This window comes from Oerskovia sp. USHLN155, assembly GCF_037145535.1.
Lineage (GTDB): Bacteria > Actinomycetota > Actinomycetes > Actinomycetales > Cellulomonadaceae > Oerskovia > Oerskovia rustica.
This window is the reverse complement of record NZ_JBBCXG010000008.1, coordinates 285,781-310,895: the sequence shown is the minus strand read 5'-3', so window position 1 is coordinate 310,895 and position 25,115 is coordinate 285,781. Positions and strand designations below refer to the sequence as shown.

19 protein-coding genes are annotated in these 25,115 nt (G+C 73.2%); 4 read left to right on the top strand and 15 right to left on the bottom strand.

The features are described 5' to 3' along the window. Positions 1-110: 110 nt before the first annotated feature. The 11 genes from WFH32_RS13755 to WFH32_RS13705 all read right to left on the bottom strand — a co-directional run bounded on the left by WFH32_RS13755 (position 111) and on the right by WFH32_RS13705 (position 13,104). Entirely contained in the window at positions 111-1,064 is a 954-nt protein-coding gene (locus WFH32_RS13755) for a Ppx/GppA phosphatase family protein (RefSeq protein WP_191795118.1), read from the bottom strand. A 114-nt stretch (positions 1,065-1,178) separates the two neighbouring features. Beyond that, positions 1,179-1,634: a DUF501 domain-containing protein gene (locus WFH32_RS13750; RefSeq protein WP_336707892.1), complete on the bottom strand. Its 456-nt coding sequence runs from the start codon at positions 1,632-1,634 to the stop codon at positions 1,179-1,181. 361 nt (positions 1,635-1,995) lie between these two features. Further along, complete coding sequence (locus WFH32_RS13745; protein ID WP_191795116.1) at positions 1,996-2,907, bottom strand: FtsB family cell division protein; 912 nt, start codon at positions 2,905-2,907, stop codon at positions 1,996-1,998. 220 nt (positions 2,908-3,127) lie between these two features. Beyond that, positions 3,128-4,408 carry a phosphopyruvate hydratase gene (eno, locus tag WFH32_RS13740; RefSeq protein WP_191795114.1) on the bottom strand — a complete coding sequence of 427 codons (1,281 nt, stop codon included), beginning with the start codon at positions 4,406-4,408 and terminating at the stop codon, positions 3,128-3,130. Between the two features lie 268 nt (positions 4,409-4,676). After that, a complete protein-coding gene (locus WFH32_RS13735; RefSeq protein WP_336707882.1) occupies positions 4,677-5,453 on the bottom strand; it encodes a MazG family protein in 777 nt (258 codons plus the stop codon). Between the two features lie 109 nt (positions 5,454-5,562). Next, positions 5,563-7,668 (bottom strand): carbohydrate-binding module family 20 domain-containing protein, encoded by a 2,106-nt coding sequence (locus WFH32_RS13730; RefSeq protein WP_336707881.1) that lies wholly within the window; start codon positions 7,666-7,668, stop codon positions 5,563-5,565. Positions 7,669-8,021: 353 nt separating this feature from the next. Then, positions 8,022-8,855, bottom strand: a complete 834-nt coding sequence (locus WFH32_RS13725) for an ATP-binding cassette domain-containing protein (protein ID WP_336707879.1) — start codon at positions 8,853-8,855, stop codon at positions 8,022-8,024. Further along, positions 8,852-9,688, bottom strand: coding sequence for an ABC transporter ATP-binding protein (locus WFH32_RS13720; protein ID WP_336707877.1), 837 nt, complete (start codon positions 9,686-9,688; stop codon positions 8,852-8,854). Before WFH32_RS13720 ends, WFH32_RS13725 begins: the two co-directional genes overlap by 4 nt. Continuing rightward, complete coding sequence (locus tag WFH32_RS13715; RefSeq protein WP_336707876.1) at positions 9,685-10,626, bottom strand: ABC transporter permease; 942 nt, start codon at positions 10,624-10,626, stop codon at positions 9,685-9,687. Before WFH32_RS13715 ends, WFH32_RS13720 begins: the two co-directional genes overlap by 4 nt. Then, positions 10,623-11,591, bottom strand: coding sequence for an ABC transporter permease (locus WFH32_RS13710; protein ID WP_191795106.1), 969 nt, complete (start codon positions 11,589-11,591; stop codon positions 10,623-10,625). The genes WFH32_RS13715 and WFH32_RS13710 overlap by 4 nt, the downstream gene beginning before the upstream one ends. Positions 11,592-11,601: 10 nt before the next feature. Beyond that, entirely contained in the window at positions 11,602-13,104 is a 1,503-nt protein-coding gene (locus WFH32_RS13705) for an ABC transporter substrate-binding protein (RefSeq protein ID WP_336707875.1), read from the bottom strand. A 524-nt stretch (positions 13,105-13,628) separates the two neighbouring features. On the opposite strand from WFH32_RS13705, the gene WFH32_RS13700 reads away from it, so the two are divergent. Both WFH32_RS13700 and WFH32_RS13695 read left to right on the top strand, forming a co-directional pair. Next, positions 13,629-14,375 (top strand): hypothetical protein, encoded by a 747-nt coding sequence (locus WFH32_RS13700; protein ID WP_336707874.1) that lies wholly within the window; start codon positions 13,629-13,631, stop codon positions 14,373-14,375. A gap of 75 nt (positions 14,376-14,450) precedes the next feature. After that, positions 14,451-15,542 carry an acyltransferase family protein gene (locus WFH32_RS13695; protein WP_336707873.1) on the top strand — a complete coding sequence of 364 codons (1,092 nt, stop codon included), beginning with the start codon at positions 14,451-14,453 and terminating at the stop codon, positions 15,540-15,542. Here WFH32_RS13695 and mfd read toward each other — a convergent pair. From mfd to WFH32_RS13680, 3 genes are all read right to left on the bottom strand, one after another. Continuing rightward, positions 15,505-19,209 carry a transcription-repair coupling factor gene (mfd, locus tag WFH32_RS13690; RefSeq protein WP_191795099.1) on the bottom strand — a complete coding sequence of 1,235 codons (3,705 nt, stop codon included), beginning with the start codon at positions 19,207-19,209 and terminating at the stop codon, positions 15,505-15,507. The genes WFH32_RS13695 and mfd overlap by 38 nt on opposite strands. A gap of 169 nt (positions 19,210-19,378) precedes the next feature. After that, entirely contained in the window at positions 19,379-20,581 is a 1,203-nt protein-coding gene (locus WFH32_RS13685; RefSeq protein WP_336707871.1) for a GNAT family N-acetyltransferase, read from the bottom strand. A 68-nt stretch (positions 20,582-20,649) separates the two neighbouring features. Next, entirely contained in the window at positions 20,650-21,780 is a 1,131-nt protein-coding gene (locus tag WFH32_RS13680; RefSeq protein ID WP_336707869.1) for a GNAT family N-acetyltransferase, read from the bottom strand. A gap of 240 nt (positions 21,781-22,020) precedes the next feature. Between WFH32_RS13680 and WFH32_RS13675 the strand changes: the two genes are divergently transcribed. Next, complete coding sequence (locus tag WFH32_RS13675; RefSeq protein ID WP_336707868.1) at positions 22,021-22,686, top strand: phosphatase PAP2 family protein; 666 nt, start codon at positions 22,021-22,023, stop codon at positions 22,684-22,686. 32 nt (positions 22,687-22,718) lie between these two features. On the opposite strand, the gene WFH32_RS13670 is transcribed toward WFH32_RS13675, so the two are convergent. Continuing rightward, positions 22,719-23,924, bottom strand: coding sequence for a glycosyltransferase family 4 protein (locus WFH32_RS13670; RefSeq protein ID WP_191795092.1), 1,206 nt, complete (start codon positions 23,922-23,924; stop codon positions 22,719-22,721). 84 nt (positions 23,925-24,008) lie between these two features. Here WFH32_RS13670 and WFH32_RS13665 point away from each other — a divergent pair, with 84 nt between their 5' ends. Next, on the top strand, positions 24,009-25,112 hold the full coding sequence (locus WFH32_RS13665; RefSeq protein WP_191795091.1) for a glycosyltransferase family 4 protein: 1,104 nt from the start codon (positions 24,009-24,011) through the stop codon (positions 25,110-25,112). Positions 25,113-25,115 lie beyond the last annotated feature (3 nt).

Sequence of the window (25,115 nt, the reverse complement as noted above, 5' to 3'; positions counted from 1 at the left end):
GGGGCCCCCCTCCGCCCGCGCCCCCGCGGCCCGGGCCCGTCCTCTTCTGTTCTCCCCGCCCCTTTTGTGGTGCTTGCCGGGGGCCCCCCCCCACTTCTCGGCGACGACGATCACGCGATAGACAGCGCGATCCCGTCCAGGATGTCGTGCTCGCTCGTCACGACCGACGTGAGCTCGCCGCCCGCGGCCGCGACGTCGTCGCGCACCCGGCGCACGACCTCGGCCCACACGAGCGCGCCCGCCCCGATCACGTCGATCCGGCCCGGGTGCATGAAGCCCAGCGCCTCGCGCTCGGCCCGCGTGCGGCCCAGCAGGTCCTCGCACGCGGCCAGCGTCTGGTCGACCGACAGCACCGCGCCGTCGATCCGGTCGCGGTCGTAGCGCTCGAGACCCAGCGCGTGCGCCGTCACGGTCGTCACGGAACCCGCGAGCCCGACGAGCGTCGCCGCCTTGCCGAGCGGGACCGTGAGCGACGCCGTGTCGAGCGCGGCCCGCACGTCGGCCCGGGCCGCCGCGATCTCCTCGCCGGTCGGCGGGTCCGAGCGCAGGTGGCGCTCGGTCATGCGCACGCAGCCCACGTCCATCGACCACGCGGCCTCCGGGGCGTCGGTGCCCAGCACGAGCTCGGTCGACCCTCCCCCGAGGTCCACGACCACGAACGGGCCGGGGTGGTTCGCCGCGACCACGCCCGTCGCGCCACGGAACGACAGCTCGGCCTCCTCCGTCCCCGAGACGACCTCGGGCTCGACACCCAGGCGGGCCAGGACGCCCTCGACGAACTCGCCGCGGTTCTCCGCGTCACGGGTGGCCGACGTCGCCACGAACCGGGTGCGCGTCGCACCGAGCTCCTCGATCACCCGGGCGTACTCGGCCGCCTGGTCGAGCGTGCGCGCGAGCGCCTCCGGGGCCAGCCGGCCCGTCCGGTCCACTCCCTGACCGAGGCGCACGACCTCCATGCGGCGGTCGAGCTCGGTGAGGACGCCCGTCGTGGGGTCGACGTCGGCGACGAGGAGTCGGATCGAGTTGGTGCCGCAGTCGATCGCGGCGACGCGAGAAGAAGTCATGACATCAAGGGTGCCACCCGTCGCCGCCGCGGCGGGCGCGGACGCCGCCCGTGGACGGTCGGCGTCACGAGCGTCACACCGCGACGGCCGCGAGCCCGCCCGCGGGGCGACGGCTCAGCAGGTGCAGCGGTCCGCGCGCCACGACCCCGAGATCATCACGAGCGCCTCGTCACCCAGCGGGTTCACGCCCGGTCCGGCCGCGAGCGCGTGGCCCACGAGGACGTGCAGGCACTTGACGCGCACGGGCATGCCGCCCGCGGAGATGCCCGCGATCTCCTCGACGTGCCCGAGCGACTCGCGCGCCGCGAGGTAGTGCTCGTGCGCGCGGGCGTAGGCGGCGGCGAGGTCCTCGTCCTGGGTCAGGCGCTCCGACATCTCCTTCATCACGCCGTTCGCCTCGAGCGTCGAGGCGCCCGCGACCGCCCCCGGGCTCGTCAGGTAGTACGTCGTGGGGAACGGGGTGCCGTCCGGCAGGCGCGGCGCGGTGTGCACCACGAGGGGGCGACCGCACACGCAGCGCGCCGCGATCCCGACGACGCCGCGGGCCGGGCGGCCGAGCTGCTCGTGCAGGACCTCGAGATCCTCCGGTGTGACCTCGGGGCGCGAACGGTCCGCCTCCGGGACGGCCGGGGCGTCGGCGCTGCGCGCGGGACCACGGTCGGTCACCGGTGCCGCGTCACGGGCTGCGGCGTCGGCTGCGCCACCGCGGTCCGCGGAGTCCGGGGAGGAGGGGGTCGAGTCGTTCACGAGAGGTTTCCGTTCTGCGGCGTGCGGTGCTGGTCCGGCGCCGGGAGCCGGCGCCCACCCATTGTCCCCGGTCGAGCGCCCGGATCGGCAATCGGTCCTCCGAGGGGCTCTCCGAGGACGCTGAGACCGCGACGACCCGAGCGAGGGCGTGGTGCGGGCTCGCCGGGCGGGTGCGGCGTGGGAACTACGGCGTCGGGGCGTCCGTGGCCGGGGGCTCGTCGCCCCCCGGGTCGGCCGGTGCGTCGCCGGGAGCAGGCTGCTCCCCGGCAAGCTGTACCGACCGCCAGAGAGAGGTGTACCAGGGTGCGCCGTCGTTCCCCTCGACGCCGACCGGCCCCTCGGTGACCTTCCTGCCCGTCTCGGGGTCGAGGTCGTCGACGACGATCTCCGGGTCGATGACCCGCCACGCGCGTTCGCCCGGCATCACGTAGCTCAGCCGGTCGCGCGCCTGCGCGATCACGTACGCGTCGTCGTCCCAGCGCCCGAGCTGGACCTGGAGGTCCTCGCGCTCGGCCTCGGCCGCCGCGACCTCGGCACGCAGGGCGCGCAGCTCGCCCGTCTGGTTCACGTAGGCGCGCAGGGTCGGCAGCAGCAGGATGACCGCGAGGAGCACGACGACGGCGATCACCAGCGAACGGACGGTCACCACCTCGGGCAGCAGGAACCCGTTGCGGCTGCGCCGGCGGTCCGCGAGCGCCGGGGCCCGCGTCGAGGTGCTCGGTCGCGGGGTTCGCGGCGTCGAGGACGCCCGGGAGGTCGAGGCGGTGGACCGTCCGCCCGTGCCCGACCCTGCCGCCGAGGTGCTCGAGGGCTTGCGCGGCGCCGCAGGCTTGCGCCCCGCGCCGGTCGCCGGGCTCGAGGCCTTGGCAGCGCTCGCGTCCTTCGACGCCCCCTTCGAGGGACCGGCCTTCGGGGTGCCCGAGCCGGCCCCGGACCTGCCGGACGTGCCCGCGTCCGAGCGCGACGTCGTCGGGCCGGAGGCGCCCCGTGCGCGGCTGGTCGACGAACGACCGTCCCCGCGCGATCCTCCCCCGCTGCGTCCGCCCCCAGGGCGCGGCGAGGCGCCGGGCGTGGACGGGCGACGGTTCGTGGGCATGGAGCCGATTGTGCCGCCCCGCGCCGCTGGTCGGGCGCAGGGTCCACGGCGTGCCGGGGCAACGTGGCCGGATCCACACCAAGCGTTCACAACCCCGCGCGTGTCGGGTGCCTGTGGTGGACGCACGGACGCCCGGTGGTTCCGAGGAACCACCGGGCGTCCGGGTGCCGGCGCCGGTCGGACCCGAGGGTCAGACCGTGCTCAGCGGGGATGCGTCAGCTCACGCCTTCCAGCGCGGGAACGCCGAGGCGCCGGCGTAGCGAGCCGCGTCGTCCAGGGCCTCCTCGATGCGCAGGAGCTGGTTGTACTTGTTGATGCGCTCGCCACGGGCGGGAGCACCGGTCTTGATCTGGCCGGCGTTGACCGCGACGGACAGGTCCGCGATCGTCGTGTCCTCGGTCTCGCCCGAGCGGTGCGAGACCATCGCGGTGAAGCCGTTGCGCTGGGCGAGCTCGACGGCGTCGAGCGTCTCCGTGAGCGTGCCGATCTGGTTGAGCTTCACGAGCAGCGAGTTCGCCGACTTGAGCTCGATGCCCTTGGCGAGACGCTCCGGGTTGGTGACGAACAGGTCGTCGCCGACGATCTGGACCTTGTCGCCGACCTCGGCCACGAGCTGCGACCAGGCGCTCCACTCGTCCTCGGACAGCGGGTCCTCGATCGAGACCAGCGGGTAGTCCGCCACGAGCTGCTTGTAGTAGGCGATGATGTCGTCCGAGCTCGTCGCCTTGCCCTCGAACTGGTACGCGCCGTCCTTGAAGAACTCGGTCGCGGCGACGTCGAGCGCGAGGCCCACGTCGACGCCCGGCTTGAAGCCGGCCTGCTCGATCGCGACGAGGATCAGGTCGAGAGCGTCACGGTTGCTCGGCAGGTTGGGGGCGAAGCCACCCTCGTCGCCGAGGCCCGTCGCGAGGCCCTTGCTCTTGAGCACGGACTTCAGGGAGTGGTAGACCTCTGCACCGGTGCGCAGCGCCTCACGGAACGACGTGGCGCCGATCGGGGCGACCATGAACTCCTGGATGTCGACGTTGGAGTCGGCGTGCGACCCACCGTTGAGGATGTTCATCATCGGGACGGGCAGGACGTGCGCGTTCGGGCCACCGACGTAGCGGTACAGGTCCAGGCCCGAGCTCTTCGCGGCAGCCTTCGCGACCGCGAGCGAGACGCCGAGGATGGCGTTCGCGCCGAGCTTGCCCTTGTTCGGCGTGCCGTCGAGCTCGATCAGCGCCTGGTCGATGAGGCGCTGGTCCTCGGCCTCGAAGCCGAGCAGCTCCGGGGCGATCTCGTCGATGACGGCGTTGACCGCACCCTCGACACCCTTGCCCAGGTAGCGGGACTTGTCGCCGTCACGGCGCTCGACGGCCTCGAAAGCGCCGGTAGAGGCGCCCGAGGGGACGCCGGCGCGGGCAAAGGTACCGTCGTCGAGCACGACCTCGACCTCGACGGTGGGGTTTCCGCGCGAGTCGAGAATCTCGCGTGCTCCAACGGCTTCGATGCTTGCCACGGTTGCTCCTTCAGCTGCTTCCAGGTCCGGAGCGCAGGGCAGGCGACGATGGCGGTCGGGCGCGTCCGGGGTTGTCGCAACCCAGCCTAGTGGTCGGGAACACATAGTGCTTCGGACGTCGCCTCGTGGACACGATCGCCCGCATGTCGGCCGTGGTGCACGCCGGGGGTGACGTGCTGCGATGCCGACGGTGATGCGCTGCGGTGCCGAGGGTGACGCCTCGGTCACCCTCAGCGGGCGTGTCCGTCACCCCCGGCGGGCGGCCACGTCACCCTCGGCGGGCGGCCACGTCACCCTCGGCGGAGACGATCGCCCGCTCGACCTCGCGCAGCGCGACCCGCAGCGCCGTCTCGGCGTCCACCCCGTCGGCCTGGGCGCGGCGCACGACGTCGAGCAGCTCGTGCCCGTACGCCCGTTCCAGCGCGTCGCCCGGCGTGCCCGACGACGTCGCTCCCCTCCCGTCCCCCGCCTCGCCCGGGGCGACGGGAGGGACCGACGCGACGACCGCCGTCGGGCCGGGACCCGCGACGGCCTCCCCCAGTCCCGCGCGCTGCGCGCGGGACAGGACCTTCTGCGCGCGGGCCAGCGCGCCCTGCGCGAGCGGGATCCCCTCGAGGACCGACTCGCGCTGCTTCTCCTGCTGCTTGATCTCGTCCCACTGCGCGTACAGGGCCGCGTGGCCGTCGCCCGTGGTGACGGCGGTGTCCGCGAACACGTGCGGGTGACGCCTGACGAGCTTGGCCACGAGGTCGGCCGCGACGTCGTCGACCGTGAACGGGGCGACCGGGTCCTCGCTCGCGATGCGCGCGTGGAACAGGACCTGGAGCAGCAGGTCACCGAGCTCCTCGCGCATGCCCGCGCGGTCGCCCGTCTCGATGGCCTCGGCGAGCTCGTGCGCCTCCTCGAGGAGGTAGCGGACCAGGGTCTCGTGCGTCTGCTCGCGGTCCCAGGGGCACCCGCCGGGCGAGTAGAGCCTGTCCATGACGGCGACGGACTCGCGCAGGGGGTCGACGGGACCGGGGTGGTTCGGCTCGCTCGTGGTCATGCGCCCATCGTAGGGACGCGGACCGGAGGGCCCCTGAGAGGGGCCCTCCGGTCCGCTGCCTGGCGGTCCGCCGCCCAGCAGTGAGAAGGTCAGCGGTGCCGAGAGCCGGCTACCGCCAGGTGTCGGTCAGAGTCACGGCACCGTTCGGTCCGACGGTCGCCGTGCGGTTGGCGCCGCTCTCCCAGACCACGTTGCCCGCGCCGTCCTTCTTGACGTACTTGTACTCGAAGGTCGTCCCCGCGGGCAGGTCGAGCGTGACCTTCCAGACGGGGTAGGCCGCGGCCGAGAGCTGCTTGGCCGCGGCGGGCGCCCACGAGCCGAGGGCCGTGATGCTGCCCACGACGTAGACGCTCTGCCCCAGGACCGTGGTGGCGTTGACCGAGAAGCTCGCGTCGCCCTCGGTCTCACCGGTCCCGCCGCCCCCGGTCCCCGCGCACGGGTCGCCCGCGGTGACGACACCTCCCGAGACCTGGACGTGCTGCCCCGTGAGGCTGAAGTCCTTGCCGTTGTTGTTGTCCCAGGTGCCCGAGCCGTTGGTGAACGCGGCGGTGATCGTCGCCCCGTTCGCAGGAATCTCGCGCGAGACCCAGCCCGTGCAGGCCGCTGTCATGTCGACCCCGGGGGCCGTGGTCCAGGCGCCCGCACCGACCTTGTAGTGGACCTTGTACGCGTTCCACCCCGTCGAGGTCGAGTAGTAGACCGTGGTGGCGGAGGTGGTCGGGCAGTCGACCGTGCACGGTGTGCCACCGGTCTTGCCGACGTGCAGCGCGAGCGCGCCGTACGCGGGGACCGTCGCGGTGAACGTGCCCGAGGCGCTCACGGTCCGCGTCACGGAGCAGTCCTTGGTGGCCACGACGTCGCAGTAGCTGCCCGCGGGCAGCGACGTCTGGTAGGTGTGCGTCACGGCGGAGGCGGTGTTGTTGATCGCCACGTAGCCCTTGGCCCCGCGGCCGTAGGCGATGTTGTTGTTGCCGTCGTCCCACCAGTTGGTGACGGACGTGCCCTCGACCGTGTTGTGGAAGCCGACCATGCCCGCGATCTCGGTCCACCGCTGGGTGCAGGTCCAGGCGCTGTTCGAGCAGCTCGCGTCGGGGACCGAGGCGTTGGTGGCGCCGGGAGCCCCTGCGTCCTTGTCGGTCCACGTGTAGCCGGTGTAGACCGCGGGCGAGCCGTAGGGCCAGGAGAGCATGAACGCGTTGGCGAGCTTGTACTTGGCGCCCCACTTGTAGTTCATGGTCTCGCCGTTGCGCTCGGTGTCGTGGTTGTCGACGAAGACCCCGGCGCGGTCGGACGTGAGCAGCCCGTTCCCGATCTCGTCGAGGCTCGCGATGCTGCCGTCGAAGCGGCTCTTGAGCGTGCGCGCGTAGTTGAACTCGTGCGAGTCCCCGCTGCCCAGGTACTCGGAGGGCTGGACGGGTTCTCCCCCGGCCCCGATGACCTCGTGGACCCAGTAGACGTTCGGGTTCGTCAGCTTGGCCTTGATGGCCTCGAGGTCGGCGGCCGGGATGTGCTTGGCCGCGTCGATGCGGAAGCCGGCGACACCCAGGCCGAGCAGGTCGTTCATGTAGCCCGCGATCTTGCCGCGCACGTAGTCGGAGCTCGTGCGCAGGTCCTGGAGCGAGACGAGGCGGCAGTTCTGGACGTTGTACCGGTCGCCGTAGTTGGTGATGTTGGCACGGCAGTCGTTGAAGTCGTTCGCGCCGTAGGGGACGCCCGGGAAGCTGTCGACCGAGTAGCCGGTTCCGCCCGTGCCGGTGCCCGACCCGGTGTCGGCTCCCGCCATGTGGTTGACGACCGCGTCCACGACGATGCCCACGCCGGCGGTCCTGCACGCGCTCACCATGTTCTGGAACTCGGCGCGGTTGCCGAGCTTGGACTCGATCTTGTAGCTCACGGGCTGGTACGAGGTCCACCACGCGGTGCCCTGGATGTGCTCCTGGGGTGGGGAGACCTGGACGTAGCCGAACCCGGCGGGCCCGATCGTGCTGGTGCACTCGGCAGCGACCGCGTCCCAGGTCCACTGGAACATGTTGAGGACGACGTTCCCCCGGCCGTTCTCGGACGCGACCACGGGTGAGGGCGTCGGCGCCTTGGCCGCGGCGGGCAAGGCACCGGCGACGAGTCCCGACGCGACCACGGCGAGCGCCGTGAGCCCGGCGAGAAGTCTGCGCCGCGGCGTCGTGCGGACAGGTCTGGTTGTTCGGCTGAGCTTCATTGCTGCGTTCTCCGTTTCGGTGCTGCGCACAGCCCCGCTTCGGCGCGTGGCTGCCCGTCCTCGCCCCGGCGTCGGCGCCGGCACGTCTACCGCTTCCCCTGCCATCGCTCCGGTCCGATCGACCGGCCGAGCCCACACCCCTACCACCTTGCAGAGATTTGCGGGTTCTTGCTGAAAGATTACACAGACGCGAGGGACGTGTCTCCCTTTCCGGACATGCAAGAAGGTTGCGAGTTCTCGGACAGGGCAGCGCGGGCACCACGAGATAGAGGGTTCTTGTCGACACAGAGGTCCGCAGGCCTCTGTCTCGACAAGAACCCTCTACGTCGCCGTGCCCGACGGCGGCACGCACCTCACGGCAGCGTCGGCACCGCCGCGAGCAGCTCGCGCGTGTACGCGGCCGTGGGCCGGGTCAGCACCTCGCGCGTGGGGCCGGCCTCGACGACCTCTCCCCCGCGCAGCACCACGGTCTCCTCGCAAAGCTGCCCGACGATCGCCATGTCGTGGCTGACCAGGACGAGCGTGAGCCCGAGCTCGCTCTGGAGCCGGCGCAGCAGGTCCATGACCTGCTCGCGGACCGACACGTCGAGCGCGCTCACGGGCTCGTCGCCCACCAGGACCGACGGCGAGGGCGCGAGGGCACGGGCGATCGCGATGCGCTGGCGCTGGCCGCCCGAGAACTGGGCCGGGTACTTCGTCCGGGCGTCGGGGTCGAGGCCGACCCATCCCAGCACCTCGTCGACGCGCGCCGACACGTCGCCGCCGATCTTGAGCGAGCGCAGCGGCTCGGCGACGATCCGGGCGACCGTCATGCGTGGGTCGAGCGACGTGCGCGGGTCCTGGAGGACGACCTGCACCTCGCGCCGGTACCGTCGCATGAGCGCGCGGTCCCGGCGGTCCAGGGGCGCGCCGCGGTAGGAGACCGTGCCGCGCGTCGGGCTGTCGAGCCCGAGCAGCAGGCGCAGCAGCGTCGACTTCCCGGCGCCCGACTCCCCCACGATCCCCACGCTGCGGCCTGACCGGACCGCGAGGTCGACGCCTGCGAGCGCCGCCGTCGGGGGCGTGCGGCGCGATCCGCCGAACTCGCGCCACACCCCGTCGAGCGCGACGAACGGTGGGGCGTCACCCTCGGCCGGGTTCCGGTCGCCCCCGGCAAGGGCGTCGCCCCCGGCGGGCTGGTCGCTCATCGGTCCTCCTGGGTGGTCGGGTGCAGGGTCGGCAGGTGGGTCACGGCGCGCGCGGCGGCGAGCAGCGTCCGGGTGTACGGGTCCTCGGGGGCGTCGAGGGCACGGGCGACGCTCGTGGCCTCGACGACCTTGCCGTGCCGCATGACGACGAGGTCGCGCGTGACGCGGGCGACGACCGGCAGGTCGTGCGACACGAACACCAGGGCGGTCCCGGTGCGCTCGATGAGGTCGTCGAGCAGGTCGAGGATCTCGGCCTGGACGGTCACGTCGAGGGCCGTGGTGGGCTCGTCGGCGATGAGCACGTCGGGCTCGCACGCGAGCGCCATGGCGAGGCACGCGCGCTGGCGCTGGCCGCCCGAGAGCTGCCAGGGGTAGGACCCGAGGATGCGTTCGGTGTCGTCGAGGCGCACGATGCGGCACAGGTCGGCGGCGAGCTCTGCGGCGCGTGCACGCGAGACCTTGCGGTGCAGGCGCAGCGGCCCGGCGATCTGCCGACCGATCGTCATGAGGGGGTCGAGCGCCGTGAGGGGCTCCTGGAAGACCATGGCGATGCGCGCCCCGCGCACGCGGCGCAGCGCTCGTTCGCCGAGCGTGAGCAGGTCGGTCCCGTCGAGCAGGACCTGCCCGGTGGCGGTCATGCCGTCGGGCAGCAGCCCGAGGATCGCGGCCGCGGTGAGCGACTTGCCCGAGCCGGACTCGCCGATCACCCCCAGGCGCTCGCCGGGCGCGACGTGCCAGCTCACGTGGTCGAGCAGGACCCGGCCCGACGACGTCCGCACCGTCAGGTCGCGCACCTCGAGCCCGGTGGTGCTCGTCGTGGGAGTCACGGTCATCGGTCGCCTCGCAGGCTCGGGTCGGTCCGTTCGCGGATGCCGTCACCCAGGAGGTTCAGGCCGAGCACGGTCCACGCGATGAGCAGCCCGGGCAGGATCGCCCCGAGCGGCTGGACCGCGACGGACTTCTGGGCGGCGCTGAGCAGCCGCCCCCAGGACAGGGCGGTCGGCGAGCCGAGCCCCAGGTAGGACAGCGACGCCTCGGCGAGGATCGCGCCGCCCGCGAGCAGCATGAGCTGCACCAGCAGGGTGGGGGCCACGTTGGGCAGGACGTGGCGCAGGATCGTCCCCCACCACCCGGTGCCCGACGCCGTCGCGGCCGTCACGTAGTCCTCGCGCAGCACGCGCGCGGCGTTGACCCGCGTGACGCGCGCGATCACCGCGGCCCCGGAGATGCCGATCGCGACGACGGCCGAGGTCAGCGACGCGCCGCGAACGGTCACGATCAGCATGGCCAGCAGCAGGGTCGGGAAGGCGATCATCAGGTCGACGACGTTGAGGAGCGCGACGTCGGCCCACCGGGTGGTCGCCGCCGCGACCACGCCGATCGTGATGCCTAGCAGGCCCGCGATGACGACCGAGGCGATCGCCACGGTCATCGCGACCGTGGCCCCGCCCATGAGCTGGCTCAGCAGGTCGCGCCCCAGGCGGTCGGTGCCCGCCCAGAACTGCGCGCTCGGCCCCTCGAGCCGCCCGCCCGTGCCGGCCGCGCCCACGCCCACGTCGTACGGCGTCCAGAAGACCGCGACGACACCGACGAGCGCGACGAGGCCGACCATGACGAGACCCGCGACGAACGACGGGCTGACGCTCCGCCGTCGGGCACGCGGGGCACCACCGTCCCCGGTCGCGGGCGCGAGCACGCCCTCCTCCCGCGCCGGGGCCAGGCGCCCGGATCCTTCGACGACGGGGATCTCCCCGCCCAGGTCGATGCTCATCGTGCGCCTCCGAGGGCAGAACCGGCACGCAGCCGGGGGTCGATGCCGCGCTGGGCGAGGTCGACCAGGAAGTTCGTGACGAGGACGAGGGCCGTCAGGCCCAGGACGAGGGCCTGCACGACGGGCAGGTCGCGCCCCGCGACCGACGACACCAGGAGCGTGCCGAGGCCCGGGAGCGCGAAGACGTTCTCCACGACCACGGCCCCCAGGAGCGAGGTCGCGAGCTCGATGCCGAGGATCGCGACGACCGGGACCGCTCCGTTGCGCAGCCCGTGACGTGCCAGGGCGTGCCAGCGGCCGTAGCCGAGCGATCGGGCGGTGCGGACGTAGTCCTGGTCCAGGACGTCGAGCGTCGCCGACCGCACGTAGCGCACCATGACGGACGACATCGCGACGGCCACGGTCGCCACGGGAAGCACGAGCGAGCGGACGGCCGCCGCGGGGTCCTCCCAGCCCTGGCGCGGGAACCCGCCGGGCGGCAGGACCCCCGCCTCGAGCGCGAAGACCCACACCAGGATCACGCCGACCCAGAAGACCGGCACCGCGACACCGAGCTGGGACACGGCCGAGACCGCGACCCCCACGACGCCGCGGCGCCGGACCGCCGCGACCACTCCGAGGGGCACCGACACGAGCACCGAGACCGCGAAGGCCGCGAGGCTCAGCGGCAGCGTGATCGGCAGCTTGCTCGCGATCAGCTCCCCCACGGGCAGGCGCGAGACGAACGACGTCCCCGCGCTGCCCGAGAACAGTCCCGCGACCCACTGCCCGTACTGCGTCCACAGGGGCTGGTCGGTGCCGAGGTCGGCGCGCAGCTGGTCGAGCTGGTCGCTCGTGGTGCCCACGCCGAGCGACGTGCCCGCGCTGTCGCCCGGCAGGAACCGGAGGACGGCGAAGACCACGACGCTCGCGAGGACCAACGACAGCAGCAGCGTGCCGACGCGCGTCAGGAGGTAGCGGGACATGGGTGCTCGGTCAGCCTTCCCGCACGATGTCGGCGACGTAGAAGTTCTCCGTCACCTGGTTCACCGGGAAGCCCGTGATCTCGGCGCGCGCGACCCGGATCTGCGGGTCGAGGTACAGCCAGGCGCTCGCCGCCTCCTGCCCGATGGTCTCGTTGACCTGGGTCAGCAGGGCCGTCTGCTCGTCGGTCGTGGCCGCCTGGTCGGCGTCCGCGACCCACTGCTGGACGTCCTTGTTGTCGTACCCCCAGTAGAAGTCCGGGTTCGCGTACCAGACGACGTCGCGCGGGTTCACGTGGCCCATGAGCGTGGTCTGGAAGTCGTGGTCCGTGTAGATCTTCTGGTACCAGGTGGCGTCGTCGATCGGGTTGAGCGTGAGCGTGACGCCTACGGCCTTCAGGTCCGCCTGGAGGAGCTGGGCGATGGTCTCGGACGGGTCGCCCGCGACGTAGTCGACCGCGATGCTCAGGTCGCTCACGCCGGCCTGCGCGAGCAGGTCCTTCGCGGCCTGCGGGTCGTAGGCGTGGACGTCGGCCTGGTCGACGAACCACGGGTCGGTCGGCGGGACCATCGAGCCGATGACCTGGCCACGCCCGTCCCACACGGCGTCGAGGATCTTCTCGCGGTCGATCGCCGTGTAGAGCGCCTGGCGGACACGGACGTCGTCGAACGGCGCGACGCGGTCGTTGAAGGCCCAGATCTGCTTGGTCGTCGAGGTGCCCTCGGTGATGGTGAACTCGTCGTTCCCCTCGAACTGCAGGAGCTGGTCCGGAGAGTCCTCCGCGATGACCAGGTCGAGGTCGCCGGTCAGGAGCGCGTTGTTGAGCGCGGTCGTGTCCTGGAAGAAGCGGAACGTGACCCCCGAGTTCTTGGCGCGCTCTCCCCAGTAGTCGTCGTTGCGCTCGATCGTGAGGTGGTCGCCCTGCGTCCACTCGACGAAGCGGTACGGGCCCGTGCCGTTCTCGCTCGTCAGCTCGGTGTCACCGTCCCGCACGATCGTCACGGACGCGAGGTAGAAGGGCAGCGACTGGCTGCGGCGCGACAGGTCGAGCTGGACCGTGGCGTCGTCGGGGGCCGTGATCGCGGAGATGACCGACAGGTCGTTCTTGCGCGCGCTCTTGGACTCGGGTGCGATGGTCTGCGAGATGCTCCACACGACGTCCTGCGCGCTCAGCGCGGACCCGTCGTGGAACGTCACGCCCGGCTGCAGGTGGAACGTGTAGACGAGGCCGTCCTCGGACACGTCCCAGTCCTTCGCGAGCGTCGGGACCACCTCGCCGTCGACGTCGACCGAGGTCAGGCCCTCGAACACGTTGCGCGTCATGGTCTGCGAGACGCCCGAGCTGCCGCCGACGTTGCGTACCAGCCCGGTGGGCTCGTTGGTCGAGCCGATGACGATCTCGGCGTCCGCGCCTGCCGCGGCGCTGCTGCTCGCGCTGCCGGACCCGCCCGAGCCGCACGCGGCGAGCAGGAGGGTCGTCGCCAGGACCGCGGCGGCTGCCTTGAGGGTTCTCATGGGGGTTCTTCCGTTCCGGAGGGTGCAGCGGGGCTGCACGGGGACCACCTCGCTCCCGGGACCTGGGTCACGGGACGAGGTGGTGAGGGGTTCGTGGAGCACGGTCGTCCGACGGGTGGCGGGGGCCGGGCGGCGGAGACCGGGAGGGGCTCGGGGCGTCACGAGCGCGGCCGACGGTGCGGGGCGCTGCGATCACCGGGCACGACGACGCGTGCGACGGGAGAGCCGGAGGATCAGACCTGTGCGTCAGGGGCGGTCACGTCGGGGAGCACCCGCGACGGACGCCGCCTGTCAGCGGCTGTTCAGAGACAGCGACAACAGCGGGCGGCGCTCGTCGAGCCGTGCCGTCCGGTGCTGGGGGTGCGCGTGGAAGCGCTCAGGTCGAGAAACATGATGCGACAACTATCTCACCGACCAGGCGGTATGGATGCGCACCGCAGGTGTGGCGGTCGTCACGTCCCCGCCTCCGCTGCTAGGGTCGGCGAGCCGAGCGTGAGCTCGCCTGGGTCGTCGATGGAGCACTCATGCTGCGTGTCACCGTGCCTGTCCGGGTCCTCGTCCGCCGCCTCGCGCTGGCGATCGCGATCCTGGCCGTCCTGCACCTCCTGGCCAACTTCCTCGAGAAGGGCGCCGACCTGCACGGCGGCGTGATCGAGCCGCTCGTCCACTACTTCAGCATGGACGAGGAGGTCAACGTCCCCACCTGGTTCACCGTGGTCCTGCTGGCCTCGACGGGCCTCGTCACGGGGGACCTGCTGCACGTCGAGCCCGTCCCCGCCCGACGGTGGGCCTGGGGGCTCGTCGCGTTCGTGCTCCTCTACCTGTCGATCGACGAGATGACGAGCTTCCACGAGCACCTGGGCACCTCGCTCGAGGAGCACTTCCGGAGCATCGCGGACCTGCCCTTCAACGGCTGGATCGCGTTCTACGGCCCGCTCGCGCTCGTCGTGGCCGCGATCGTCGTCCCGCTCCTGTGGGGACTGCCGAGCAGGTTCCTGCGCCCCATGGCGCTCGCCGGGGTCCTCTACGTGGCCGGCGCCGTCGGCTTCGAGGCGATCGCGGGGCTGCTGGAGGACCAGGGCTTCGACCGGGCGACGTTCGTCGGGCAGCTCGCGGTGCTCGGCGAGGAGAGCCTCGAGATGATCGCGGTGCTCGTGTTCCTCGTGGCCGTCGTGCGGTACCGCGACGCCCTCGACGGAGGCCTCGCCGCCGTCGAGGCGACCTCGACCTCGGCGGGGACGTCCGACGACGGGACCACACTTCATCCTTGACCCCCTCCCGCCCGGGCGCCCACGATGCAAGAGCGGCCTCTCGACGGGGCCGCGCACCAGCGGCAGGGGACCTCGATGACGACTCCGGCGGAGACGGGCAGCGCCCCGCGCCAGCTCCCCTCCCTGACGGCGATCCGCGCGGTCGCCGCCGCGGCGGTCCTGGTGTTCCACCTGGACTACTGGCAGGTGCTCGACATCCCCGGGGCGTACTACGGCAGCACCGGGGTCGCGCTGTTCTTCGTGCTCTCGGGCTTCATCCTGACGTGGACCGCCAACCCCGCGCTCCCCCGCCGCGGCTTCTACCTGCGCCGCGTCGCGCGGATCTACCCCGACCACCTCGTGACGCTGGTCGCGGCCCTCGTCATCGCCCTCGTCCTGGGCAGCCCGCCCGTGACCGGGCGCATCATCGGCGCCAACGTCCTGCTGCTCCAGGCCTGGTCCCTGGACCCGACGGTCGTGTACGGGCTCAACGGCGTCGCGTGGTCGCTGTCGTGCGAGCTCGCGTTCTACCTCGCCTTCCCGTTCCTCCTGCCGCTGCTGCGGCGCTGGACGACCCGGACCCGGCTGGTCGTGACCCTCGTGGCGCTCGCGATCCCGCTCGTCGCGACGGCCGTGGCCCCCGCGACGTACCAGGTGCTCTACCACTTCCCCCTCGCTCGGTTCCCCGAGTTCGTGCTGGGCGTCGTCGCAGGGCTCGCGTTCGTCGAGGGCCACCGGTCACGGGTCCCGTGGGCCGGGGTGCTCGGGATCCTCGCCGCGGTGCTCGTCGCGGCCGAGCTCACGCACGCGACCGAGGCCGTGGCCCGGGTCGCGCTCGTCCTGCCGTTCGCGCTGTTCCTCATGCTCTGCGCCGAGCGCGACCTGCGCGGCCGGCGGTCCGTGCTGACGCACCGCGTCCTGATCGTCGCGGGCTCGGCCTCGTACGCGTTCTACCTGGTGCACGAGCTCGTGATCCGTCGCGTGCTCGACACCCCTCTGACCGGAGTGCTCGCCGCGGCCGTCATCACGGTCGCCGCCGCGGTGCTGGCCTACGCGCTCTACCGGTTCGTCGAGGAGCCCGCCCGCCACCTGATCGTGAACCGCTGGGGGCGGCGGCGCGCCCCGGCCCCCACCGCCGCACCGGCGACGGCTACCGCTTCGACGTCCCCACCGTCGCCGCCGCGCTGACGTCGCCCGTGATGACCGCGTCGATGAGCTGGCGCGCCCAGGCGAGCACCTCCATGCCCCGCAGCGGACGGCCTCCGATGCGCGCCGTCGTCGGGAAGGGGACGAGGAACGCGCGGATCGCAGGCTTGAGCATGGTGCCCGGGTAGAGGCGCTTGAGGCGCAGCTCCGCGGACTCCGGGAGATCGACGGGCGCGAAGCGCACGAACTTGCCCTGCGCCGTGACGTCGGCGAGCCCCGCGCGGCGCGCGTGGTTGCGGAAGTCCGCGACGGCGAACAGTGCCTCGACGACCTCCGGGAGCGCGCCGTAGCGGTCGACGAGCTCGGCCCGCACCTCGGCGAGCGCGGGCTCGTCCTGGGCCGCCGCGATCTTGCGGTACGCCTCGAGGCGCAGGCGCTCGTGCGCGATGTAGTCGTGCGGGATGTGCGCGTCGACCGGGAGCTCGATCGAGACCTCGGGGGCTTCCTCCTCGACCTCGCCCTTGAACGACGCCACGGCCTCCCCGACCATGCGCACGTACAGGTCGAACCCGACGCCCGCGATGTGCCCCGACTGCTCGCCGCCCAGCAGGTTGCCCGCGCCGCGGATCTCGAGGTCCTTCATGGCGATCTGCATGCCCGCGCCCAGGTCCGTGTTGGCGGCCATGGTCGCGAGGCGGTCGTGCGCGGTGTCGGTCAGCGGGCGCTCGGGCGGGTACAGGAAGTACGCGTACGCGCGCTCGCGCCCACGGCCCACGCGGCCACGGAGCTGGTGGAGCTGGGACAGGCCCAGCATGTCGGCGCGCTCCAGGATGAGGGTGTTGGCGTTGGAGATGTCGAGGCCGGTCTCGATGATCGTGGTGCAGACCAGGACGTCGAGCTCCTTCTCCCAGAACGCCGTGATCGTCTGGTCGAGCTGGGCCTCGCTCATCTTGCCGTGCGCGACGCCGATGCGGGCCTCGGGGACGAGCTCGCGCAGGCGCTGGGCCGTGCGGTCGATCGTCTCGACCTTGTTGTGCACGTAGAACACCTGGCCCTCGCGCAGCAGCTCGCGGCGGATCGACGCCGAGATCTGCTTCTCCTCGTACGCGCCCACGTACGTGAGCACAGGGTGCCGCTCCTCGGGCGGGGTCGCGAGCGTCGACATCTCGCGGATGCCCGTGACGGCCATCTCGAGCGTGCGCGGGATGGGGGTCGCGCTCATCGCGAGCACGTCGACGTTGGTCCGGAGCTGCTTGAGCGTCTCCTTGTGCTCGACGCCGAACCGCTGCTCCTCGTCGATGATGACCAGGCCCAGGTCCTTGAACTTGATGGCCCCGGAGATGATGCGGTGCGTGCCGATCACGACGTCGACCGAGCCGTCCTTGAGACCCTCGACCGTCTCCTTGGACTCGGCCTCGGTCTGGAAGCGCGAGAGCGCCTTGACCGTCACAGGGAAGGCCGAGTAGCGCTCGGCGAACGTCTGGAAGTGCTGCTGGACCAGGAGCGTCGTGGGCACGAGGACCGCGACCTGCTTGCCGTCCTGCACGGCCTTGAACGCCGCGCGGACCGCGATCTCGGTCTTGCCGTACCCGACGTCGCCGCACACCAGCCGGTCCATGGGGACGGCCTTCTCCATGTCGGCCTTGACCTCGTCGATCGTGACGAGCTGGTCGGGCGTCTCGACGTACGCGAAGGCGTCCTCGAGCTCGCGCTGCCACGGGGTGTCGGGCCCGAACGCGTGCCCCTGGGTGGCCATGCGCGCGCTGTAGAGGCGGATGAGCTCGCCCGCGATCTCCTTGACGTGCTTGCGCGCCTGGCTCTTGGTCTTGGCCCAGTCCGAGCCGCCCATCTTGTTCAGGCTGGGCGACTCGCCGCCCGTGTACTTGGTGACCTGGTCGAGCTGGTCCGACGGCACGAACAGGCGGTCGCCCGGCTGGCCGCGCTTGCTGCTCGCGTACTCGATGACGAGGTACTCGCGTGTCGCGGCGTTGCCGCCCGTGCCGAGCGTGCGCTGCACGAGCTCGACGAACTTCCCGACGCCGTGCTGCTCGTGCACCACGTAGTCGCCCGCGCGCAGCGCGAGGGGGTCGACGACGTTGCGCCGCCGCGAGGGCATCTTGCGCATGTCGCGCGTGCTCGACCCCTGGCGTCCCGTGAGGTCCGACTCGCTGAACACCGCGAGCTTGAGCTCTGGCGCGACGAAGCCCGGCCCCACGGGCGCGGGCGTCACGAGCACGACGCCGCCCTCGGGCTCGGTGTCGATCGACGCGACGAGGCGCGCGGCCGTGTCGACCGCGGAGAGCTGCTCGGTCATGCGTCGGGCGGGGCCGTGGCCCTCGGTCGTCAGGACCAGGCGCCAGCCCGCGTGCTGGAGCGAGCGCAGGTCGTCGAGCGCACGCTCGACGTCCCCGCGGTAGGACTCGACGTTGCGCGCGGGCACGGTGAAGGTGGTCACGCCGCCTCCGTACGCCACCTGCCCGGCGGCCGCTCCTTCGCCTCCCGGGAGCGCCTCGCCCGGGTGCGCCTCGCCGTCGGGGGTGGTGCCCTCGTCGAGGCCGAACGGGCTGAGCGTCCACCACCCGAGGCCGCGACGCTCGGCGACGTCGTGGACGTCGGCGAACGTCTCGAACGACGCGGCCGAGAGGTTGATCGGGGTCGAGCCGCCCGCCGCGGCGCCGGTCCAGGCCGCGGCGAGGAACTCCTCGGTCGTCGCGACGAGGTCGTGCGCGCGGCGGCGCACGCGCTCGGGGTCGTTGATGACGAGCAGGGAGTCGTCGGGCACGAGCTCCAGGACGGGCAGCATGCGGTCCACGAGGACCGGGGCGAGAGACTCCATGCCCTCGACGGCGATGCCGGCGGCGAGCTTGTCGAGCATGTCGGTCGCGCCGGGGAGCGTCTCGATCAGCTCCGCGGCGCGGGCGCGGACCGCGTCCGTCAGGAGGATCTCGCGGCACGGCGGCGCCCACACGCCGTGGTCCGCGATCTCCAGGCTGCGCTGGTCCGCGACCGCGAACCAGCGGATCTCGGTGACCTCGTCGCCCCAGAACTCGACGCGCAGGGGGTGGTCCTCGGTCGGGGGGAAGACGTCGAGGATGCCGCCGCGCACCGCGAACTCGCCGCGCCGCTCGACCATGTCCACGCGTTGGTAGGCCGCCGCGCTCAGGCGCTCGGCGACGTCGGTGAGGTCGGCCGTCTCACCCGTGCTGAGCTCGACCGGTTCCAGGTCACCCAGGCCCTCGACGACCGGCTGGAGCAGCGCGCGCACCGGCATGACGAGGACGCGTACCGGGCCCGACTGGCTGATCTCGCTGGTCGGGTGCGCGAGGCGGCGGAACACCGCGAGTCGCTTGGCGACCGTGTCGCTGCGCGGCGACAGGCGCTCGTGCGGCAGCGTCTCCCACGCGGGCAGGACCGCGACCAGGTCGCCCAGCTCGTCGGGCAGGTAGGCGCGCACGCTCGCGGCGAGCTCGTCGGCCTCACGGCCCGTCGCGGTCACGACGACGAGGGGGCGGGAGCCCTGGGCGGGCTCACCCTGTGCGGCCCCGGCGGCTTCCCCGGTCGCGGTCGCCCCAGCCATCGCGGCGAGCAACGGCGGACGCACACCCACCGGTCCGACGACGTCGACCGCGCCCCGCAGGCGCACGTGCTCGACGACGGCGCGCGCGGTCGGGTCGGCCAGGAGGGCGGGCAGGATTCCGGTGAGGTTCATGAGTTCCTTCGAGCAGGGTCACCGACGGCGTAGGCGTCCACGGGCGCAGGCCCGGGCAGGTGTGGACGTCGTTCGACGCGACCCCGCAGCGAGGCGCGGGCGCGCCGGAACAGCACGAGCGGCCCGGACCGAGGTGAAGACGGTCCGGGCTGAGGGTGCGAGCACCAGGTTACGCCGAGGGGGTGACAGGGGGCGCGCTGGTTCGCCCACGGCGGCGCGGCCCCTCGGCCCGCCGCTCCCGCAGCCACCTACGGACCCGCCCCGCCGCCACGATCGCTGACAGCAGTACGCGCGACGGCCAGCTCCCCACGGCGCACGTGACCGAGACCAGGTCCACGCGGTCGGGGTAGAGCAGCGTCTCGTCGGGGTACCGGCGCGGGTCGATGCAGCTGTCCACGAGCACGGTCCCCGGCACCTCGGCCAGCAGCCGCATCCCGAGCAGTCGTCCCCACGCCCCGGGTGAGTGCGCCGACCAGGCCGGGTCGTAGGCGTCGGAGATCGAGAAGACCACGCCGCCGCGCCGGACGCGCACCGCGAGGTACACCGGTGCCCCGGACGGGCCGACCCGCAGCACGTACGCCTCACCTCGCTCGCGGTACGCCTCGACCAGCCCCGCGAACCACTCCGCGGCGCCGGGCACCACGCGCCGGGCCTCACCGCCCTTGGCCCGGTCGCCCTTCCAGCCCGCGGCCTCCAGGTCGAGGAACTGCTCGACGATCCCCGGTTCCGCGGTCGCGTCGACGATCCGCAGCTCCTGCCCGAGCTCCTCGACGAGGTGTCGCCGGCCGCGACGAAGGTTCTTGCGCCGCGAGGCGGACAGCTGCGGACCGAGCACGTCGCCCGCCTCCGCCTCCTGGCCTGGCCCCGGCCCCGGCCCCGGCCCCGGCCCCGGCCCCGGCACGAGCGCACCCCGCGAGATCCGGTCCCACTCGCGCACCGGCATGCCCGCACGCGCGAAGGCCTCCAGCAGCAGCGTCGTCGTCTCCCCCGACGCCCTCAGCAACGGAAGGTCGACCGCCTGGCCGAGCGCTCGCCGTCGGGCATGGAGCGCCGCGACCAGCGACGCGACCGCCAGCCGCGGGCGGGCCGCGTCCACGAGCGGCGCACGCAGCGCCGCGAACCGCTCGACGAACGGCCCGTCGAGGCTCGCGTGCCGCGCGGGCCACAACCGGTCGCGGCCCACCGTCTCGAACGGGAGGAACGCGAGCCAGCCCGACCCGTCGGACACGACGAGCGCCCTGACCGCGCGCCCGCCCCCCATCCCGCGCGCGGCCGCCCCCAGGACGGCGGGCTCGAAGTAGGGGTTGGGTTCGAGCGAGGAGTCCGCCAGGCGCTGCCAGGCCGCGAGGTCCTCGCCGCCCAGGTCGGCCACGCGCACGATCCTGCTCGTCACACCAGCCCCCGTCGCCCGGGCCCGGCCCGGGGCGCCCGCAAAGGTCGTCACCGGACGCGCCGCACCACGCGCGCCGCCGCGCGCATGACCCGCATGGTCAGGCGCGCGACCACGCTCCCCGTGACGACGGTCGACGAGACCATCGTGAGCCGGTCGGGGAACAGGTCCGTCGCGTCCTTGTAGAGCGAGGGGTTCATCGAGCTGTCGAACACCTCGACGTCGGAGTTCTCGTCGAGCCACGACAACGCCATCATGCGCCCGATCGCGCCCGGCCCGTACCGCGCCCACTCCTCGCTGTACACGTCGAAGTAGCCGAACGCCGTGGACCCCGTGCACACGATCACGGCCATGTGCAGCAGGACCCCGCCGGCGACGAGCGCGAACACGTGCGCCCGCCCGGTCTCGGCGAAGCCGGCGAGCATCTGCGTGAACCACTCCTGCCCGCCGCGACGGCTCCGGAACCCCATGCCGCCGCGCGACGCGTCGCCCTTCCACCCCTGCTGCTCGAAGTCGAGGAACGCCTTCGCGATCTCGGGGTCGTCCCCCCTGTCCTCCAGGACCAGGGTCTCGCCCACCGCGCGCTCGAGGCGCCGGCGACCGCGCGCGAGCGACTTGCCGCGAGGCATGCGCTCGGCCCAGCTCCCCGACTCCCCCTCGTCGAACCGGACCGCGCCCCGGGGGTCGCCGCCCCACGAGTGCACGGGGATGCCGCGCTCCCGGCACACCTCCTCGAGGCGCTGGTTGGCCCGCCCGTCGCGGGACAGCAGGTGCAGGTCGATCGCCTGCCCGAGCTCGCGGCGTCGCTCGTGGAACGCGTCGACCAGCGCCTCGACGGCCTCGTCGACGCGCGCGCCGTCGACCAGCGGTGTGCCCAGCGGGCAGTACAGCGCCAGGAAGTCCGACCCGGTCGAGGCGTGCCGCCACGGCCAGTGCTTGTCGCCCGGGACCATCTCGAACGGGAGCGCGGCCCACCAGCCGCCGGGCTCGACCCCGCTGAGGTCGCCGTCGACGACCAGGAGCCGCAGCTCGGACCCGCCGCTGAGCTCGCGCACCGCGGGCACCAGCATCTCGGGCTCGAAGTACGGGTTGGGCTCGGCGGCGCGCGCTGCGAGCGCCCGCCACGCCTCGATCTCCTGATCCGTCAGGTCGATGATGCTCAGCACACGGCTCCGTGCCATGAAGGACCCTCTGTCGTCCGGCGATCGCTTTCCCCGGACCTCGCGAGATCGGTGCCCGGGGCATCTGCAGTACGACGGTAGACACCGAACGACGCCGGGGCCACAGTGGGAGCACTGATTTCACCCGACCGGATTCCCCACGCCGCGCCGCCGTCGTCCGACAGTGTCCGTGGACACCCGTCAGCCACCCGTCAGGCGCTCCCCAGGCGCCGCCCGACGCACTCCCAGGAAGGCCTGCCCGTGACCACGGACGCGCTGCACGACGTCGGCACCCGCCTCGGGCGGTCGGCCCGCGTCCCGCTCCTGCTCGCCGGGGCGCTGGTGCTCGGCGCGGTGTTCACCGTGACCTACGTCGTGACCGTCCGCACGCTCGCGGGGCAGCAGCTCGACAACGGCGCGTTCGTCTCGTGGCAGCAGCTCAACCCGTTCCTCGGGTCGTTCGCGCAGGTCCTGCGACCGGCCCTGCCCGTGGCGCTCGGGGTCGTGTGCGCGGTCCTCGGGGTGCTCGCGCTGCGGGCCCGCCGGTGGCGGGACGCCGCGCGTGCCGTGGCCGTCGTGGCCGTCACGGTCCCGCTCGCCCGCTGGCTCCGCGACGGGGCGCTCGACCGGCCGGACCTCGCCGACCTGGCCTACCCCCAGAACACCCTGCCCTCGGGGCACGTCGCGGTGACGGCCGCGCTGTGCGTCGCGGTCCTGTTCCTCTGGCCCCGCCGCTCGGGGGCTCTCGTGGCGTGGGCCGTGGTCGTGAGCCTCGTGGCGTGCGTCGCCTCGCTGCTCGAGCACGCGCACCGCCCGAGCGACGTCGTCGCGTCCCTCGCGCTCGTGGGGGCGCTCACGTGTCTGGTGCTCGCGCTCACGCAGCGCCGGCGCGTGGCTCGCGAGGTAGAACGTCCTGCGTCGAGGTAGTACCCGCAGGGGTCTACCTCGTGCAGGAGGTTCTACCTCGGCGCGCGCGCTCGCCGGGCCGCACGGGATCTCAGGACACGCTCGTAGACGTCGTCGTACCGGTCCACGACGGCCTCCCAGGTGTAGCCCTCGACCTCGCGGCGGCCCGCGGCCCCGAGCGCGGCCGCGACGTCGGGTGCGTCGAGCAGCGACCCGATCGCCCCTGCGAGCGCCGCGGCGTCCCGGGGGTCGACGAGCAGGCCCTCCACACCGTCGGTGAGGAGCGTGCGAGGCCCCCCGAGCACGGTGCCCACCACGGGGCGCCCGGCCCGCCAGGCCTCGAGGACCACGATCGACGCGGCCTCCTTGCGGCTCGGCACGACCACGACCGTGGCCGCCGCGAGCGCCTCGGCGACGGCGTCCGGCCCCAGCATCCCGGGGAAGGACACGCGGTCCTCGACCCCGAGAGCCCGCGCCCGACGCCGCAGCTCCGCGAGCTCCGAGCCGTCGCCCACGATCGTGAGCCGGGCCCGGTCCTTGAGGTCCGACGCCGCGAAGGCTTCGAGCAGCAGGTCGAAGCCCTTGACGTGCTCGACGCGGCCGACCGCGAGCAGCACGGGAGGCCCGACGGCGTCGGGCGGGTCCGCGGGTCCCGTGCGGGGAGCCGGGGGGCGCGCCGGGTCCGTGGCCGGCGCCCCGAGCTCCACCCCGTTCGGCACGACGACGGCGCCCTCGTACCCGAAGCGTTCGGCCAGGTCCTCGGTGACGATCGTCGAGCAGCCCGTCACGGCGTCCGCGCGGGCGAGGGCCGCGCCGAACCAGGTGCGCATCCACCAGGACGTGCCGAGCGCGTCGTGGTCGTCGGCGAACGTCTCACCGTGCGAGCTGACGACGAGCGGCGTGCGGGTGACGCGCCCCAGGGCCGTGGCGTAGACGCCGTTGGGGCCGAAGCACTGCACGTGCAGGACGTCCGGGCGCAGCGAGCGGTACGCGCGGGACCATCGCCAGGCGGCCGCGGGCCAGCGGACCGCGAAGGACAGGACGCCGCGAGCGCCGCGCGAGGGCTGGGGGGTCGGCAGGTAGCGGACCGTGACGCCGTCGAGCACGCGGGTCCCGAGGTGCTCGCCCTGGTCGACGGCCCACACCTCGACCGTCTCGCCGCGGGCGGCGAGCACGCGCGCGACGTGCTGGACGTGGGTCTCGACGCCGCCCGTGCGGGGCGCGTAGGAGCTGGTGACCAGCGCGGTGCGGGGACTCATTTCGCCCCCTGGAGACCGTGGTCGGGGCGCCGCGCGCCGCTAGAGTGGGGCTCTTCCCGTGCCGCGAGAGAACGGACTCCCCGCATGCCGCAGCTGGTGATCGCGACCGTCGCGGTTGAGGTGCCCATGGGCGCGCAAGTTTATCAGGAGGAGGTCGCCACCCGGGCGGCCCGAGCCCTCTCCGCACCCTCCTCGGGCACGGTTTCACCCACCGCGACACAGGCTCCCGCAGGGGCCGAGGACTGGACCGTGCGGCGCACCGTCGCCCGCTCCCTGCGCTCGCCCCTGCCCGGCACGCTCCGCCTCCCGCTCTCCCGCCTCGGCACCGCCTCACCCGCGCTGCGCCGGGCCGCGGGCCGGGTCGTCTACCCCCGCGGCGCCGTCGTGCACCGCGTCGGGCTCGAGCTGCCCCCGCACCCGACGCGCGACGTGGTGACCATCCAGGACGTGGTGTCCTGGCGGTTCGACGACGAGTCCCGCCCGGTGCGCGCAGCCGCCGAGGAGGCCCGGCGCGCTGCAGCCGTCGTCACCGTCTCCGAGTTCAGCGCCGACGAGATCGCCGAGCTGCTCGGCGTCGAGCGCCCGCACGTCGCCTACAACGGGGTCGACGAGCGTTACTTCCACACCCCGCCCCTCGACGCCGCGGCGCTCGACGCGCTGGGCATCACCGGCCCGTACGTGCTGCACGCGGGCGGCGCCTCGCGGCGCAAGAACCTGGAGAGCCTCGCCGCGGCGTGGCCGCTGGTCCACAGCGCCCGCCCGGACCTGACGCTCGTCATGAGCGGTCCGCGCAACGCCCGGCGCGACGCACTGTTCGGTGCGCTCGCGGGCACGCGCCTCGTGGGCCGCCTGCCCGACGACGTCATGCCGGGTCTGGTCGCGGGCGCCGCCGTCGTCGTGGTCCCCTCGCACTACGAGGGCTTCGGTCTGCCCGCGCTCGAGGGCATGGCCGCGGGGGTGCCCGTGGTCGCGGCACGCACGAGCTCGCTGCCCGAGGTCGTGGGCGACGGCGGGCTGCTCGTGGACCCGACGCCCGACGAGATCGCCCAGGCGACCCTGTTCGCGCTCTCGGACGACCCGGAGGTCGCGGCCATGGTCGAGCGCGGCCGGGTCCGCTCGGCCGACTTCACGTGGGAGCGCAGCGCGGCGCAGCACGCGGCCGTGTGGCGGAGCGTGGCCGCGCGCTGACGC

What these genes read in the sequence shown, in the direction of transcription:
- WFH32_RS13755 (WP_191795118.1), bottom strand. Translation starts at nt 1,064, where the DNA reads ATGACTTCTTCTCGCGTCGCCGCGATCGACTGCGGCACCAACTCGATC.
- WFH32_RS13745 (WP_191795116.1), bottom strand. Translation starts at nt 2,907, where the DNA reads ATGCCCACGAACCGTCGCCCGTCCACGCCCGGCGCCTCGCCGCGCCCT.
- WFH32_RS13735 (WP_336707882.1), bottom strand. Translation starts at nt 5,453, where the DNA reads ATGACCACGAGCGAGCCGAACCACCCCGGTCCCGTCGACCCCCTGCGC.
- WFH32_RS13730 (WP_336707881.1), bottom strand. Translation starts at nt 7,668, where the DNA reads ATGAAGCTCAGCCGAACAACCAGACCTGTCCGCACGACGCCGCGGCGC.
- WFH32_RS13725 (WP_336707879.1), bottom strand. Translation starts at nt 8,855, where the DNA reads ATGAGCGACCAGCCCGCCGGGGGCGACGCCCTTGCCGGGGGCGACCGG.
- WFH32_RS13720 (WP_336707877.1), bottom strand. Translation starts at nt 9,688, where the DNA reads ATGACCGTGACTCCCACGACGAGCACCACCGGGCTCGAGGTGCGCGAC.
- WFH32_RS13715 (WP_336707876.1), bottom strand. Translation starts at nt 10,626, where the DNA reads ATGAGCATCGACCTGGGCGGGGAGATCCCCGTCGTCGAAGGATCCGGG.
- WFH32_RS13710 (WP_191795106.1), bottom strand. Translation starts at nt 11,591, where the DNA reads ATGTCCCGCTACCTCCTGACGCGCGTCGGCACGCTGCTGCTGTCGTTG.
- WFH32_RS13705 (WP_336707875.1), bottom strand. Translation starts at nt 13,104, where the DNA reads ATGAGAACCCTCAAGGCAGCCGCCGCGGTCCTGGCGACGACCCTCCTG.
- WFH32_RS13700 (WP_336707874.1), top strand. Translation starts at nt 13,629, where the DNA reads ATGCTGCGTGTCACCGTGCCTGTCCGGGTCCTCGTCCGCCGCCTCGCG.
- WFH32_RS13695 (WP_336707873.1), top strand. Translation starts at nt 14,451, where the DNA reads ATGACGACTCCGGCGGAGACGGGCAGCGCCCCGCGCCAGCTCCCCTCC.
- mfd (WP_191795099.1), bottom strand. Translation starts at nt 19,209, where the DNA reads ATGAACCTCACCGGAATCCTGCCCGCCCTCCTGGCCGACCCGACCGCG.
- WFH32_RS13680 (WP_336707869.1), bottom strand. Translation starts at nt 21,780, where the DNA reads ATGGCACGGAGCCGTGTGCTGAGCATCATCGACCTGACGGATCAGGAG.
- WFH32_RS13670 (WP_191795092.1), bottom strand. Translation starts at nt 23,924, where the DNA reads ATGAGTCCCCGCACCGCGCTGGTCACCAGCTCCTACGCGCCCCGCACG.
- WFH32_RS13665 (WP_191795091.1), top strand. Translation starts at nt 24,009, where the DNA reads ATGCCGCAGCTGGTGATCGCGACCGTCGCGGTTGAGGTGCCCATGGGC.